Raw genomic sequence first — 12,721 nt, 5'->3', positions numbered from 1 at the left:
GCGGCCGCGGCGACCGGATGCTGACCTTCGCCGCCGCGCACGCCGACACCATCGCCCTCACCGGCACCGCGCCCGGCGCGGCCGAGGGGCGGCTCGCCCTGGCCGGTGCCGCCGCGCTGGCCGAGCGCGCCGGCTTCGTGAAGCAGGTGCTCGACGGCCGGGACGTCGAGCTGAACCTGATGGTCCACTTCGTCCGGATCACCGATGACCGGCGGGCGGCCCTGGAGGCGGCCCACGAACTCGTGCCGCACCTCGGCGTCGAGGAGCTCGGCGAGCTGGCCACGGTCGTCGCCGGCTCGGCGGAAGCGGCGGCCGAGCAGCTGCTGCGCACCCGCGAGACCCTCGGCGTCAGCTACTTCACGGTGCTCGAAGACGACCTGGCCAGGCTGGGCCCGGTGATCGAAAAGCTCCGGTGAGTACCTTGGTCGGCATGACTGGGGATTTCCGTTTCGGTGTCAACATGGTCGTGCCGGAAGGCCGCGCCGCCTGGGTCGAGAAGTGCCGCAAGGCCGAGGACCTCGGCTTCGACGTCCTGTCGGCGGCCGACCACCTGGGCATGGCGCCGCCGTTCCCGGCGCTCGTGTTGGCCGGCGAGGTCACCTCGCGCGTCAAGCTGAACACCTTCGTGCTCAACGCACCCTTCTACAACCCGGTGCTGCTCGCCCGGGACGTCACGGGCACCGACCAGTTCACCGGCGGGCGCCTGGAGCTCGGGCTCGGCGCGGGGTACGTCAAGGAGGAGTTCGAGGCCGCCGGGATGCCGTTCCCGTCCGCCCGCGAGCGCGTCGACCACCTCGAACGGACGATCACCGAGCTCAAGCGGCGGTACGCCGACCCCGAGCACCAGCCGGCGCCGGTGCGTCCGGAAGGACCGCCTCTGCTGCTGGGTGGTCGCGGCGACCGGGTGCTGAGCCTGGCCGCGCAGCACGCCGACATCATCGGCTTCACCGGGACCACCAAGACGCCCGACGGCTCGCCCTTGGCCGCGGCCGCGCCCGAGGAGGTCGACGAGCGCGTGGCGTTCGTGCGGGCGAAGCTCGGCGACCGCGCGTCTTCGGTGGAGTTCAACCTGCTCTGCCAGTTCGTGAAGGTCACGAACGACCGCGCGGCCGGCCTGGCCGAGCTGGAGCAGCTGGTGGGCGGCCGCCTGAGCGCCACCGAGATCGGCGAGCTGCCGGTCGCCCTCGTCGGCACGCCCGCGCAGATCGCCGACCAGCTCCGGGGGCACCGCGAGCGGTTCGGGTTCAGCTACTTCACCGTCCTCGAGCCGTTCCTCGACGAGTTCGCCCCGGTCCTCGAAGCCCTCCGATGATCGACGCGAAGGCGCTCGGCGTCCGGGCCGGCGAGCTCTGGCTGTTCGACGACCTGGACTTCTCCGTCGACCCCGGCGAGTGCGCCGCGATCGTCGGGCCGAACGGTGTCGGCAAGTCGACATTGATGCGCTGCTTCTACGGCATGCAGAAACCGCAGCGGGGCCGCGTGCTGATCGACGGCAAGGTGCCGGACGAGCGGGACGTCGAATTCCGGCGCAAGGTGTCGGTGCTCTTCGACGACTCCGACTTCTTCGCCGAGCTGACGCCGTTGCAGCACCTCGAGCTGCTGTCCGGTTCGTTCGGCGCCGACCTCGGCGACCACGAGGAACTGCTGCGTGACGCGGGCCTGGGCGAACGCATGCGCGTGACGGCCGGGCACTTCTCCGCGGGCCAGCGGCGTCGGCTGCTGCTGCTCGGCGTCACCGCGCGGCCCCACCGGGTGCTCCTGCTCGACGAGCCGGAACGCGCGCTGGACACGGCGGGCAAGGAATGGCTGGTCGAGGTGATCGCCCGGTCGACGGCGGCCGGCGCGGCGGTCGTGGTGGCCACCCACCACCCGCCGCTGCTCGAAGCCGCGGACAGCGTGCTCGAACTGTGGTGACGCTGACCCCGAGGCGGATGCGGATCCCCGGCCGGAAGCGGTTCGGCGGGATCTTCAGCGGCGACACCGCGAGCTTCGTCTTCCTATTCGGCTTCGGGTTCCTGTTCACTGCGTTCTTCCACGTCGACGCTTGGCGCCCGGCGCTCTACGGATCGTCCATTGTGGACTTCCCGGCCGTGCTCGGGCTGCTGACGCTGTGCTGCGCGGTGGCCTGGCGCGGCCTGCTGCGGCGAGGCTTCGCCTGGGTCGAGCCGGCGGAGCTGACCTGGCTCGACTTCGCCCCGGTCGACCGCGGCCGCGTCGTCACGCTCCGGCTGCTCGGCGCCTGGACCGGCGTGATCGCGGTGACCGGCTACCTGGCCGCGCTGCTGCTCGCCGTCGGCGGCGCCGGGCTGAACGAGTGGCGCGCGGCGGTCGCGATCGTCGCCGCGACCGGGGTGGCGGCCTTCGCGTCGGCCCGGCGGACGGCACTGCGCCTCGACGCGCTCGGCCCGCTGGCGCTCGCGGTGCTCGGCCTGGGCATCGCCGCGCTCCGCCTCGGCCCGGCGACGGTGCAGTTCGTCGCGGCCGGGGTGCTGGTCGCGGCGCTGCCGCTGGCCTTCGGCGGCGAACCGGTGTCGCGCGTGGGCCGGGCGGCGCTGCTCGCCGGGTGGGACGGCCGGGTGCTGCGCTCGGTCGCCGTCACCTTCCTCGACCCGATGATGCTGCTCCCGCCGTCCGCGCCGATCGGCGGGCTTTCGCTGCGCCGCCCGACCCCGCTGCGGCTGGCCTGGGCCGGCACGCTCGGCCGGTCCCGGTACGCGGGTGCGGCGCTGCTGGTCGGTCTCGCGGTCGTCGTCGCGCACATCGCGGTGCCGACCGTGCCGGGTGCGGTCCTGGTCGGCCTCGGCGCGTACGTCGCGCTGACACCGTTCGCCGGCGGGCTCGGCGAGCTGTGGCGCAATCCGGGCCGCCGCCGGTGGCTGGGTTCGCGGGATCGCGACCTGGTGCTGGCCCACGGCCTGGTGCTCGCCGGGGTGGGTCTCGCCTGGTGGACAGTGCTGTTCGTGGTCACCCTCGCGGGTGGGACGTCGTTCGCCGTGGGCGCGTGGCTGGCCGTGCCGCTTTCGGTGCTCTCGATCCTGCGCACAGTCACCCGCACCGCCGTTGACTACGCGAATCCCGGGTTCATCGACACCCCGATGGGCCCGATGCCGGCCAACCTCACCCGCCAGCTCTTCCGCGGTCTCGATCTCCAGGTCGTCGGCATCGTGCTGCTCGCCGCCGCCGTTTGACCTACGCTCGTTGCGACGAAGGGAGCAGCGAGTGGGCGGCGGGCACGCACCGGGCGTCGGGCGCAGGGCGACCAGCGAGTTTCCGGCCGGTTGGACCGACGAGCAGATCATCTCCGTGGTCAAGGACGTCGCCAACGACCCCAGCGAGGCCCGGCGCCAGCAGCGCAACGGCCGCTGGCGCTGCGCCGGCGAGCGGTTCAACGTCCACTTGATCGTGCTGGTCGAGGACAACGGGCACGTCCACACGGCCTACCCGGTGGCCGGACCGGGCGTGGTCCGCAACCCCGACACCGCCCGCGACCCGGCGAACCCGACGGTGGCGGACCTCAAGGGCAACCGCATCAGCTTCTTCGCCGACAGCGTCCTGACGATGATCGGCAACCGCCTTTCGCCGGAGGACTACACCCACTACCGCACCCTGCTGTGGGCCGGCGAGTGGGAGGAACTGGCCGACGTCCTGGCGGCGCACGCCTTCCGCGTCGGCTTCGGCTTCTCCGCCGACGAGTTTTCGGACTTCGAGAAGCTGCTGAACAGCTACGACCTCCCGGTGCCGGGCTGCGCGTTCCTCAACGACCGCGAGCACATCCTCAAGCAGCTGCGCCCGCTCTAGCGGAAGTCGTACCCGCGGAACGCGGCGATCGGGACGAAGCCGAGGCGCCGGTACAGGGCGTTGCTCGTGACGTTGGCGGGATCGGTGTAGAGGACCACGTCCGTCGCGCCGGCGGCGAGCGCGGCCTGGCTCGCCGCCACCGTCACCGCGCCCGCGTAGCCCCGGCCGCGGAACCGGGCCGGGGTGTAGACGGGGTCGATCCGGACCATGCCGCTCAGCAGCGGGGTCGAGCCCGCCATGGCGACTGGAACGCCGGTCTGCCAGAACGTGAACCGCTTGCCCGCGAAGTTCGAGGCGGCCCAGGACCGCTCGTCGGCCGGGGGCGCGTGCCCGACCGCGGTGGCGAACTCGCTGCACCAGCGCACGACCTCCGCGTGGTCCGGCGCGGCCGAAGCGCGACCTTCGGGCATCGGGTCGGGCGGGGTGAGCGTGCCGAGCCGGTGCAGGCGCACCCGCACGCCCGGCTCCGGCGTCGTGCCGGTTCGGCGGTGCCACGCCTCGGCGAACGCGGTGGCGGAGTCGTCCTCCGCGGTCACTCCGCACAACGCGTGGCCGGTCAGGTCCGCGGCGAGGGCGTCGGCCTCGTCCGGGGCGACCGGAGTCAGGATCAGGCGTAGCGACGGGCGGAGGTAGCAGATCGCGCGGACCTCGCCGTCCCGCTCCAGCCGGCCGAACAGCGTGCCCTCTTCTTCGTGGGTTCGCAGCTTCTCGAGCCGGGTCAGCTGCGAGGTGTGCAGCGCGGGCCGCGAGCGGAGGAAGTCCCCGGCCTGGGTCAGGAAGTCGCCGATGTCCTCGGTGAGGTGCCAGCGCATGTCCAGGAGGTCAGCTCGCCTGCGAGAGCGGCGGCGACGCGGCAGGAGTGACGGCCGCCCGCAGCTCCTCCAGCGGCAACCCGACAGCGTCGGCAATAGCCGCCACCGTGAAGAACGCCGGCGTCGGAATCCGGCCGGTCTCGATCTTCCGGAGCGTCTCGACCGAGATCTCCGCCTCGGCGGCGACGTCGACCATGCTCCGGCCGGCCCGCGCCGCCCGCAGGGCCTGGCCGAGGCGTTCGCCTCGCTCGCGCTCTTCGTCCGTAAGTGGCACTCGCACCATGAGCGTGATTCTAATACCAGTAGTTGTCCACGGCCTGTGGACAACTCTGTGCACAGGTGTGGAAAAGGCCCCGCCGAACCGGAGTTCGGCGGGGCCCCACCACATCTAGTGCCCTCAGGCGCCCGCGGGCACCGGAAGTGGCATGCCGGGCAGGCTCTGGTCGTTCGGCACCACGCCGTCGATCAGGTAGGCCTCCACGACCTTGTCCACACCCGCGTTGCCGCCGGCGTAGATGCCGTGGTCACCCTCACCGGTGATGGTCAGCATCCGCGAACCCGCGAACGCCTTGTGCGCGCGCTTCGCGCCCTCGATCGGCGTCGCCGGGTCGTGCTCCGACTCGACGATCAGCACCGGCGGGACACCCTTGCCGTCCAGCACGGGCAGCGGGGACGGCGGCTTCTTCCAGAACAGGCACGGCTGGATGAACCAGCCGGCCCCCAGGAGCGGCAGCTGCTTGTCGATCAGCTTCTGCGAGTCCTTGATGGCGCTGTTCGGCGAGCCGGTCCACGGACCCTCGTTGCACGGGATGGTCCAGAAGCTGGCGTCGTAGGAGTCGCCGTCGGCCGGCACCATCAGCGGCTGCGCGCCGTAGGTGACGGTGCTCTTGTCCGCGGCCTTGGCCTTCTGCGCGGCCGAGGACTTGGCCGCCGCCGAAGCGGTGCCCTGGGTCAGCGTGCGGACGCTGACCAGGTAGTCGGCCAGGCCGGGGAAGGCGCGCTTCGAGTAGATCTGCGACGCGATGAACGAGTCGAGGCCGTTGGCCGAGACGGTCGAGCCGTCGGGCAGGGTGACCGCGCCCTGGGTCAGGGCGTAGCGGACCTGCTCGTAGGTCTGGCGGGCGGCCTCGCCGGTGGTGCCGAAGTGGTAGAGCTTGTCGTACTTCGCCACCCACGGGAGGAAGTCCTGCCGGAAGCGGCGCTCGAAGCCGAGCGGCTGCCAGTCGAACGACTTCTGCCAGGTCGTGGTGAACTCGGTGGCCGAGTCGAGGACGAACCGGCCGGTGCGCGTCGGGTAGGCCTGCGCGTAGTGCGCGCCCATCCAGGTGCCCGCCGAGTAGCCGACCCAGTTGATCTTGTCGCGGCCGAGCAGCACGCGCAGCAGGTCGATGTCCTTGACCGTCTGGTCGGTGTTGATCAGCGGGCCGAGCTCGCCGGACTTCTGCTGGCAGGACAGCGCCGCGTACTTCGTCGCCTGCAGGATCAGGTTCAGGTTGCCGCGGTCGCGGTCACGCGGGTCCAGGTCCGACCCGGTGCCGATGGCGCCGCCGCAGGTGATGTTGGTGCTCTTGCCGGTGCCGCGCGGGTCGAAGCCGACGATCTCCTGGTGCTCGCGCAGCTTCGTCTGGTTGCGCAGGCGGGCCGGGAAGTTGCGGCCGGGCGCGCCCGGGCCACCGGGGTTGGTGACGACGCTGGCGGTCGCGTCCTTCGTCGCCTTCAGGCGGCTGACCGCGATGGTCAGGTCGATCTGGGCGTTCGCCTGGTACCAGTTGCGCGGGGTCTTGTAGGTCGCGCACTCCATGTCCTCGGCGCCCGCGGGCGGGGCCGTCGGCAGCTCGGAGGGGACAGCGCACTGGTGCCAGTCCAGCTTCTGGTTCGCGTACTGCGCCGGGATGTTCGTGGAGTTCAGCGGCTGTTTACCGGCCGCGACCTCCTGACCTGCGAACGCAGGAGTGAACCCGGCCAGCAGGGTGCCGGCGATCGCCGGGATCACCACCGCGTAGCGGAGTCGTGTCATACGGTTGCCCCTTTTGGGTTTTTGCGCGTGCGGAGTCGGCTATTGATATCGGGCCCGTACGGGCGGGGCAACCCACGTTCGTCGGAGAGCTTTGCGCGGGGCGATCAAATCGATATCGGACAAGCGTGACTCGCTGTCACCCAGGTCTTAAGGTCAGTCAGTCGGTTACGGAAGTGTCAAGGGTGAGGTCCGATGTCGACTGTGAAGCACGACGGAAAGGTGCGCGGGTTCCAGTTCAGCCCGTGGAACCTGCTCCTGATCGTCCCGTTGCTGGTCCTGGTCACGCCACTGTTCAACATGGACGGTCCACGGCTGTTCGGGATGCCCTTCTTCTACTGGTTCCAATTCCTCATGGTCGGCGTCGGGGTGCTGAGCACCTGGATCGTCTACCTGATGACGCGGGACAAGCCGACCGTCGACGCGCCGGACAAGCTGAGCGTCGAGGACCTGGACGAGGGGGACGCTCGATGAGCAACCTGCAGTGGCCCGAGCTGATCATCTTCACGCTCCTGTTCGCCCTGGTCACCGTGCTCGGCTTCATGGCGTCGCGCTGGCAGCGCGGCAGCACGCTGGACCACCTGGACGAATGGGGACTCGGCGGCCGCAAGTTCGGCTCGTGGATCACCTGGTTCCTGCTCGGCGGTGACCTCTACACGGCGTACACGTTCGTCGCGGTGCCCGCGCTGGTGTTCAGCGCCGGCGCGCTCGGCCTGTACGCGCTGCCGTACACGATCGTCGTCTACCCGATCGTCCTGCTCCCGGCGCTGCGGATGTGGTCGGTTTCGCGGGTCCGCGGCTACGTGACCCCGGCCGACTTCGTGCGCGGCCGCTTCGGCTCGCCGATCCTGGCGCTGCTGGTGGCGATCACCGGCATCGTCGCGACCATGCCGTACATCGCGCTGCAGCTGGTCGGCCTCGAAGCCGTGCTGCGGACGATGGGCATCAACGGCTCCGGCGTCGTCGGGCACCTGCCGCTGCTGGTCGCCTTCATCATCCTGGCCTTCTACACCTACCAGTCCGGCCTGCGGGCGCCCGCGCTGATCGCGTTCGTCAAGGACATCCTGATCTACCTGGTGATCCTGGTGGCGATCATCTACCTGCCCTCGAAGCTCGGCGGCTGGTCGCACATCTTCGACGCGGCGGCGAAGAAGCTCGGCACGCCGAGCCCGACCACCGGCAAGCCGTCCGGGTCGATCCTGCTCACGGCCAACAACCAGCTGCAGTACGCGACGCTGGCCCTGGGGTCGGCGCTGGCGCTGTTCCTGTACCCGCACTCGCTGACCAGCGTGCTCGCCTCGCGCGGCCGCAGCGTGATCAAGCGGAACATGGTCGCGCTGCCGGCGTACTCGCTGGTGCTCGGCCTGCTGGCGCTGCTCGGTTACGTGGCGATCACCGCCGGCGTCAAGCCGCTGACGAACGCGGCGACCGGCAAGGCGGACGGCAACACGATCGTCCCGGTCCTGTTCGACAACCAGTTCTCGTCTTGGTTCGCCGGCATCGCGTTCGCCGCGATCGGCATCGGCGCGCTGGTGCCGGCCGCGATCATGTCGATCGCCGCAGCCAACCTGTGGACCCGCAACATCTATAAGGAGTACATCCGCAAGAACGCGACCCCCGCCGAGGAAGCGAAGCAGGCCAAGCTCGCTTCGCTGGTCGTCAAGCTCGGCGCGGTGGCCGTGATCATCCTGATCGACCCGCAGTTCTCGATCGACCTCCAGCTCATCGGCGGCGTGCTGATCCTGCAGACGCTGCCGGCCGTGGCGCTCGCGCTGTACACGCGCTGGTTCCACCGCTGGGGCCTGATCGCGGGCTGGATCGTCGGCATCGGCTGGGGCCTGATCATGCTGTACGGCATCCCCAACCCGGCCAACGGCAAGCTCCACTTCGGCGGTTCGGCGCTGGCGCTGGGCAACATGTCGATCTTCGGCTGGCACCCGTTCGCGGGTTCCCAGGTCCAGATCTACGTCGGTTTCGTGGCGCTGATCGCCAACCTGGTGGTCGCGGCGATCGTCACGGTGATCGCCCGGCAGCTGAAGGTGTTCAACGGAACCGACGACACCAACGCCGAGGACTACCACGCCGACGAGAACGACAAGGACCTCCGCCCGATCGGCGTCCACTAGGTCCACTGTGGACGGATGATCGCCCGGGAAACGAGGTAGAGCACCAGCCCGTTGAGCAGGTGCCAGAGGAAGTGCGTGCCGGCCGGGACGTAGTCACACACGTCCCGGTCGAGCGTGCGCAAGCTCAGTGAGAGCGCGAAAACCGCGCCCGCGACGGCGAACTGCGGCCAGGCGGTGTCCCGCTGGAAGGCGAGCACCACGGCGAAGACGCCGAGGCCGATCAGCGCGGAGAGGTAGAGCCCGCCGCCCAGCAACGCGGTGGCCGCGGTCAGCACGAGAAACGCCGGCGCGGCCACCCACGCCCACCGCGTGCTCCAGAACTCCCGCACGAACACCACGGCGTACACCAGCACGAAGACGAGGATGGCGCCCGAGTCCGCGGCGCCCGCCCACCGCGTCGCCAGCACGTGGAAGACGCTGCTGGCCACGAAGACGAGCCCGATCAACCCGGCGAGCACCCGACCGGTCCGGTTCCCCGCGGCCAGCCGCCACACCAGCACCGCGGCCACCAGGAAAGCGAGGTTGCTGAGACTGTTGAGCGGTTCACCCCAGAGCCCGGGCGCGAGGCGTTCGCAGTACCCGTCGACGTAGTCCGTCACACCACCAGCCAACCACGGCTAGCGTGCGGGGTATGAGCGACGCCATCAGCCGGTTCCCGGTGACCGAACTGGAAGACCTGCCCGACGACCTGCGCGAGCGCGTCGGCGTGATCGCCGAGAAGTCCGGGTTCACGCCGAACATCTTCCGCGCCCTCGGCCACCGCCCCGCCGAGCTGCGCGCGTTCCTCGACTACCACGACGCGCTGATGGAACGCAGCGACGGGCTCACCAAGGCGGAGCGCGAGCTGGTCGTCGTCGCCACGTCCGGCGCCAACCACTGCACGTACTGCGTCGTCGCCCACGGCGCGATCCTGCGCATCCGCGCCAAGGACCCGGAGTTGGCCGATCGGGTGTCGAGCAACCCGTGGCAGGTGGAGCTGGACGAGCGCGGCCGCGCGATCGTCGATCTGGCCCTGGCCCTCGCCCGGGACTCCGCCCTGTTCGGCGAAGGTGACCTCGAAGCCGCCCGCAACGCCGGCCTGACCGAAGACGAGATCTGGGACATCGGCGCGATCACGGCGCTGTTCGCGATGTCGAACCGCCTCGCCCACCTCACCGCGCTGCGGCCGAACCCGGAGTTCTTCCTGCTCGGCCGCGTCCCGCGCTAGAACGCCAGGCGCCAGGTTTCGTCGGTGAGCTTCGGGCCCCAGTCGTCGAACTCCGTCTCGGCGACCAGCCGGAACCCCACCGCGCGGTAGATCGACCGCGCGGCGTCGAGGATGGACACCGTCGACAGCTCCATCGCGCGGTAGCCCTGCGCCCTGGCGAACGCCACGCACTCGGTCACCAGCCGCTTGCCGACACCGTGGCCGCGAGCCGACGGCTCGATCAGCAGCAACCGGATCTTCGCCGTGTCCGCGTCCGGTCCCCGGCCGCAGCCGATGCTGCCCACCCGCTCGCCGTCGAGCTCGGCGATCCAGAACGCCTGCCGCGGGTTGCCGGTGTTGTCGAGGAAGTCCGCGGCGAGCCGGGCGACGAGCGCTTCGAACGGGGCGCCGAAGCCGTACTCGCGGGCGTACAGCGCGCCGTGCCGCTCCACCACCCATCCGAGGTCGCCCGGTCGTGGCGGGCGGAGGACGAGAGCCGGGTCGCGGCGGCAGTCGCCGACCAGGTCGCCGATCGTGCGCATCGCCGTCAGGAGGCGCTGCTGGTCTTCGTCGGCGAAGCGGCGCAGCAGCCCGCCGATCTGGTCGGTCGACCGGCGGTTCAGCACCGCGAAGGCGTCCCGGCCCGCCGCGGTCGGGCGCACGAGCTGGCGGCGGGCGTCCTCCTCGGACCGTTCGCGCACGACCAGCCCGCGGGACTCGAGGCGCGCGAGCAGCCGGCTGGCGTAGCCGGCGTCGAGGTCGAGCCGTTTCCGCAGGTCCGTGACCGGAAGCGGGTCCTGGTGGGCGAGTTCGAAGAGCACGCGGGCTTCCGGCAGCGAGTACTCGGCGTCCGCCGGTCCTTCGTCGAGCACGCCGATGACCGACGTGTAGAGCCGGTTGAAGGCGCGGACCGCGGCCACCCGGTCGGCCAGTTGAGCGTCGTTCATTGACCACCTCAACAAGTTCGTTGACGAAGTCAAAGATTACTGCGGAGGGCGCCGCCCGCAAGAGGTTTACCGGGGAAATGGGAAGCCCCGCGATGCTGCCAGGTCGGGGGTCCGCCAGCATCACGGGGTCGTACTGGGTATCGACGCCCCTCCGGGCGGCGTTACACCATGAGCACGATGTGGCCTAGGTCACTCGAATGGGCGACCGCCACGGGGTGAAGAGATCAGCGCATGTAGCCCGAGCGAGCCTGCGCGATCGCGATGAGTTCCTGACGGACCGTCGCGGTGGCGGCGGTGTCGATCGCCCGGTTCAGCGCCCGGCGAGTGCGAACCTCGGCGCGACGGGCACGGAGCTTGGCGGCGATGTTGTTCATCGGTTTCTGCATCCCCTTCGAGGGTCTTGGTGGCTTGTAGGTCTAGTATGCGCCGTTTTCCCCAAGAACGCCAACGAATATCCGGTGACTTGGCGCACTTGCCGATGAATCATCGGCAAATTTGGGTATCGGCCGGAGAGATCGCGGGTGGCGCCGGTCACCGCGAAGCAACCCGCTAGAGACTTCTAGCGGTATCTAGTAGAAACGCAAGACACTCTTAGTGACGCTCATAGATCGCGAGACAGCGGTAAAAGCCCAGGTCAGTCGCGGCCGAGCAGGTAGTGGCCGAAGTGCGGCACGGTGAAGGCGATCTGCCCCCGCTCGGCGGAGTACACGAGGCCCTTCTTCATCAGGCTGTCGCGCGCCGGCGAGAGCGACGACGGCTTCCGCCCCAGGAACACGGCGACGTCGGCGGTGCCGGCGGGCTCGTCGCGGCCTTGGGTCAGCGAGGCCATCGCCTGGAGGTACTCCCGCTCGGCCGGCGTCGCCCGCTCGTAGCGCGACCCGAAGAAGCCGACCGCCAGCTCGGACTCCGCCTCGGGCGCCGCGACCTGGACGTCCTTGACGGTGATCGGGTCGGACGGCGCCGCGTCCCAGGCCGCCTTGCCGTAGGCCTGGATGAAGTAGGGGTAGCCGCCGGACGCGTCGAAGAGGGCGTCGAGGGCCTCCGGCTCGATGCCGGCGTCTTCGCGTTCGATCGGTGCCATCACGGCGAAGTCGGCGTCCTCGCGGCTGAGCCGGTCGATGCGCGCGTACCGGAAGAGCCGCTCGGAGTAGGACTTCGACGCCGAAAGAACGGCGGGCACGTGCGGCAGCCCGGCCCCGACGACGACGAGCGGCGCCCCGGACTGCGAGAGCTCGTGGCAGGCCGCGCACAACGCCGAGACGTCGTCCGGCTGCAGGTCCTGGATCTCGTCGATGAGCAGCGCAACGCCGGTGCCGACGTCCGCGGCCAGCTCGGCGACGTCGGTGAACAACTCGACGAGGTCGATCTCGATGTCCCCGGAGTCGGCCCGCCCCTGCGCGGCGGGCACGTCGATGCCCGGCTGCCACCGGTCGCGCAGCTTGGCATCGGGCTTGTTGGCCCGCAGCGCAAAGGCCTTCAGGACCCCGAGCACCTCTTCGACCCGATCCGGCGCCCGATGCCGCACGGCGAGGTCTCGGATGGCCCGGTGCAGCGCGGCGGACAGCGGCCGCCGCAGCTCGGCGTCCGGCCGCGCCTCGATCTTCCCGGCCCCCCACTTGTGCCGCACGGCCATCGCCCGCAGCTCCCCGAGGAGGACGGTCTTCCCGACCCCACGAAGGCCGGTGAGCACGAGACTGCGTTCGGGCCGCCCCCGCGCAACGCGTTCGAGAACCACTTCGAAGGCCTTGAGCTCGCGCTCCCGCCCGGCCAGCTCGGGCGGCCGCTGCCCGGCGCCCGGCGCGAAGGGATTGCGGATGGGGTCCACTCTGCCAAGCTAT

Annotated in this window: 14 protein-coding genes and 1 pseudogene; 8 read left to right on the top strand and 7 right to left on the bottom strand. The window is 70.5% G+C overall.

Features of this window, described 5'->3' with window-relative positions; translation table 11 throughout:
- The 5 genes and pseudogenes from ACWEVN_RS02545 to ACWEVN_RS02525 form a co-directional block, all read left to right on the top strand.
- Positions 1-416 (top strand): annotated as a pseudogene (locus ACWEVN_RS02545) (LLM class F420-dependent oxidoreductase); the annotation flags it as partial.
- Positions 417-430: 14 nt separating this feature from the next.
- Positions 431-1,312, top strand: a complete 882-nt coding sequence (locus ACWEVN_RS02540; protein WP_452049945.1) for an LLM class F420-dependent oxidoreductase — start codon at positions 431-433, stop codon at positions 1,310-1,312.
- Positions 1,309-1,914, top strand: coding sequence for an ABC transporter ATP-binding protein (locus tag ACWEVN_RS02535; protein ID WP_452049944.1), 606 nt, complete (start codon positions 1,309-1,311; stop codon positions 1,912-1,914). Before ACWEVN_RS02540 ends, ACWEVN_RS02535 begins: the two co-directional genes overlap by 4 nt.
- Positions 1,908-3,188 (top strand): hypothetical protein, encoded by a 1,281-nt coding sequence (locus ACWEVN_RS02530; protein WP_452049943.1) that lies wholly within the window; start codon positions 1,908-1,910, stop codon positions 3,186-3,188. Before ACWEVN_RS02535 ends, ACWEVN_RS02530 begins: the two co-directional genes overlap by 7 nt.
- 31 nt (positions 3,189-3,219) lie before the next feature.
- Complete coding sequence (locus tag ACWEVN_RS02525; protein WP_449683960.1) at positions 3,220-3,798, top strand: EndoU domain-containing protein; 579 nt, start codon at positions 3,220-3,222, stop codon at positions 3,796-3,798.
- On the opposite strand, the gene ACWEVN_RS02520 is transcribed toward ACWEVN_RS02525, so the two are convergent.
- The 3 genes from ACWEVN_RS02520 to ACWEVN_RS02510 form a co-directional block, all read right to left on the bottom strand.
- Positions 3,795-4,610 carry a GNAT family N-acetyltransferase gene (locus ACWEVN_RS02520; RefSeq protein ID WP_452049942.1) on the bottom strand — a complete coding sequence of 272 codons (816 nt, stop codon included), beginning with the start codon at positions 4,608-4,610 and terminating at the stop codon, positions 3,795-3,797. The genes ACWEVN_RS02525 and ACWEVN_RS02520 overlap by 4 nt on opposite strands.
- A gap of 10 nt (positions 4,611-4,620) precedes the next feature.
- The gene (locus tag ACWEVN_RS02515; RefSeq protein WP_310969649.1) at positions 4,621-4,893 is read right to left on the bottom strand and encodes a helix-turn-helix domain-containing protein; all 273 of its coding nucleotides are present in this window, start codon (positions 4,891-4,893) and stop codon (positions 4,621-4,623) included.
- A gap of 114 nt (positions 4,894-5,007) precedes the next feature.
- Positions 5,008-6,627, bottom strand: coding sequence for an alpha/beta hydrolase (locus ACWEVN_RS02510; protein WP_449683958.1), 1,620 nt, complete (start codon positions 6,625-6,627; stop codon positions 5,008-5,010).
- Positions 6,628-6,819: 192 nt separating this feature from the next.
- Between ACWEVN_RS02510 and ACWEVN_RS02505 the strand changes: the two genes are divergently transcribed.
- Together ACWEVN_RS02505 and mctP are read left to right on the top strand one after the other, a co-directional pair.
- Complete coding sequence (locus tag ACWEVN_RS02505; RefSeq protein WP_310969647.1) at positions 6,820-7,098, top strand: DUF3311 domain-containing protein; 279 nt, start codon at positions 6,820-6,822, stop codon at positions 7,096-7,098.
- Positions 7,095-8,750 (top strand): monocarboxylate uptake permease MctP, encoded by a 1,656-nt coding sequence (mctP, locus tag ACWEVN_RS02500; protein ID WP_452049941.1) that lies wholly within the window; start codon positions 7,095-7,097, stop codon positions 8,748-8,750. The genes ACWEVN_RS02505 and mctP overlap by 4 nt, the downstream gene beginning before the upstream one ends.
- Here the strand turns inward: mctP and ACWEVN_RS02495 are convergent.
- Positions 8,747-9,349: a hypothetical protein gene (locus ACWEVN_RS02495; protein ID WP_452049940.1), complete on the bottom strand. Its 603-nt coding sequence runs from the start codon at positions 9,347-9,349 to the stop codon at positions 8,747-8,749. The two genes, mctP and ACWEVN_RS02495, sit on opposite strands and share 4 nt — an antisense overlap.
- A 32-nt stretch (positions 9,350-9,381) precedes the next feature.
- Here ACWEVN_RS02495 and ACWEVN_RS02490 point away from each other — a divergent pair, with 32 nt between their 5' ends.
- Positions 9,382-9,957 (top strand): peroxidase-related enzyme, encoded by a 576-nt coding sequence (locus tag ACWEVN_RS02490; RefSeq protein ID WP_449683955.1) that lies wholly within the window; start codon positions 9,382-9,384, stop codon positions 9,955-9,957.
- Here ACWEVN_RS02490 and ACWEVN_RS02485 read toward each other — a convergent pair.
- The 3 genes from ACWEVN_RS02485 to ACWEVN_RS02475 all read right to left on the bottom strand — a co-directional run bounded on the left by ACWEVN_RS02485 (position 9,954) and on the right by ACWEVN_RS02475 (position 12,708).
- Entirely contained in the window at positions 9,954-10,883 is a 930-nt protein-coding gene (locus ACWEVN_RS02485; protein WP_452049939.1) for a bifunctional helix-turn-helix transcriptional regulator/GNAT family N-acetyltransferase, read from the bottom strand. The genes ACWEVN_RS02490 and ACWEVN_RS02485 overlap by 4 nt on opposite strands.
- Before the next feature lie 224 nt (positions 10,884-11,107).
- The gene (locus ACWEVN_RS02480; protein WP_167379635.1) at positions 11,108-11,257 is read right to left on the bottom strand and encodes a hypothetical protein; all 150 of its coding nucleotides are present in this window, start codon (positions 11,255-11,257) and stop codon (positions 11,108-11,110) included.
- 260 nt (positions 11,258-11,517) lie between these two features.
- A complete protein-coding gene (locus tag ACWEVN_RS02475) occupies positions 11,518-12,708 on the bottom strand; it encodes an ATP-binding protein (protein ID WP_003058004.1) in 1,191 nt (396 codons plus the stop codon).
- Positions 12,709-12,721 lie beyond the last annotated feature (13 nt).

The organism is Amycolatopsis sp. NPDC003861 (assembly GCF_053605405.1).
This window is presented reverse-complemented; position numbering and strand designations above follow the sequence as displayed.

What these genes read in the sequence shown, in the direction of transcription:
- ACWEVN_RS02540 (WP_452049945.1), top strand. Translation starts at nt 431, where the DNA reads ATGACTGGGGATTTCCGTTTCGGTGTCAACATGGTCGTGCCGGAAGGC.
- ACWEVN_RS02535 (WP_452049944.1), top strand. Translation starts at nt 1,309, where the DNA reads ATGATCGACGCGAAGGCGCTCGGCGTCCGGGCCGGCGAGCTCTGGCTG.
- ACWEVN_RS02520 (WP_452049942.1), bottom strand. Translation starts at nt 4,610, where the DNA reads ATGCGCTGGCACCTCACCGAGGACATCGGCGACTTCCTGACCCAGGCC.
- ACWEVN_RS02515 (WP_310969649.1), bottom strand. Translation starts at nt 4,893, where the DNA reads ATGGTGCGAGTGCCACTTACGGACGAAGAGCGCGAGCGAGGCGAACGC.
- ACWEVN_RS02510 (WP_449683958.1), bottom strand. Translation starts at nt 6,627, where the DNA reads ATGACACGACTCCGCTACGCGGTGGTGATCCCGGCGATCGCCGGCACC.
- ACWEVN_RS02505 (WP_310969647.1), top strand. Translation starts at nt 6,820, where the DNA reads ATGTCGACTGTGAAGCACGACGGAAAGGTGCGCGGGTTCCAGTTCAGC.
- mctP (WP_452049941.1), top strand. Translation starts at nt 7,095, where the DNA reads ATGAGCAACCTGCAGTGGCCCGAGCTGATCATCTTCACGCTCCTGTTC.
- ACWEVN_RS02490 (WP_449683955.1), top strand. Translation starts at nt 9,382, where the DNA reads ATGAGCGACGCCATCAGCCGGTTCCCGGTGACCGAACTGGAAGACCTG.
- ACWEVN_RS02485 (WP_452049939.1), bottom strand. Translation starts at nt 10,883, where the DNA reads ATGAACGACGCTCAACTGGCCGACCGGGTGGCCGCGGTCCGCGCCTTC.
- ACWEVN_RS02480 (WP_167379635.1), bottom strand. Translation starts at nt 11,257, where the DNA reads ATGAACAACATCGCCGCCAAGCTCCGTGCCCGTCGCGCCGAGGTTCGC.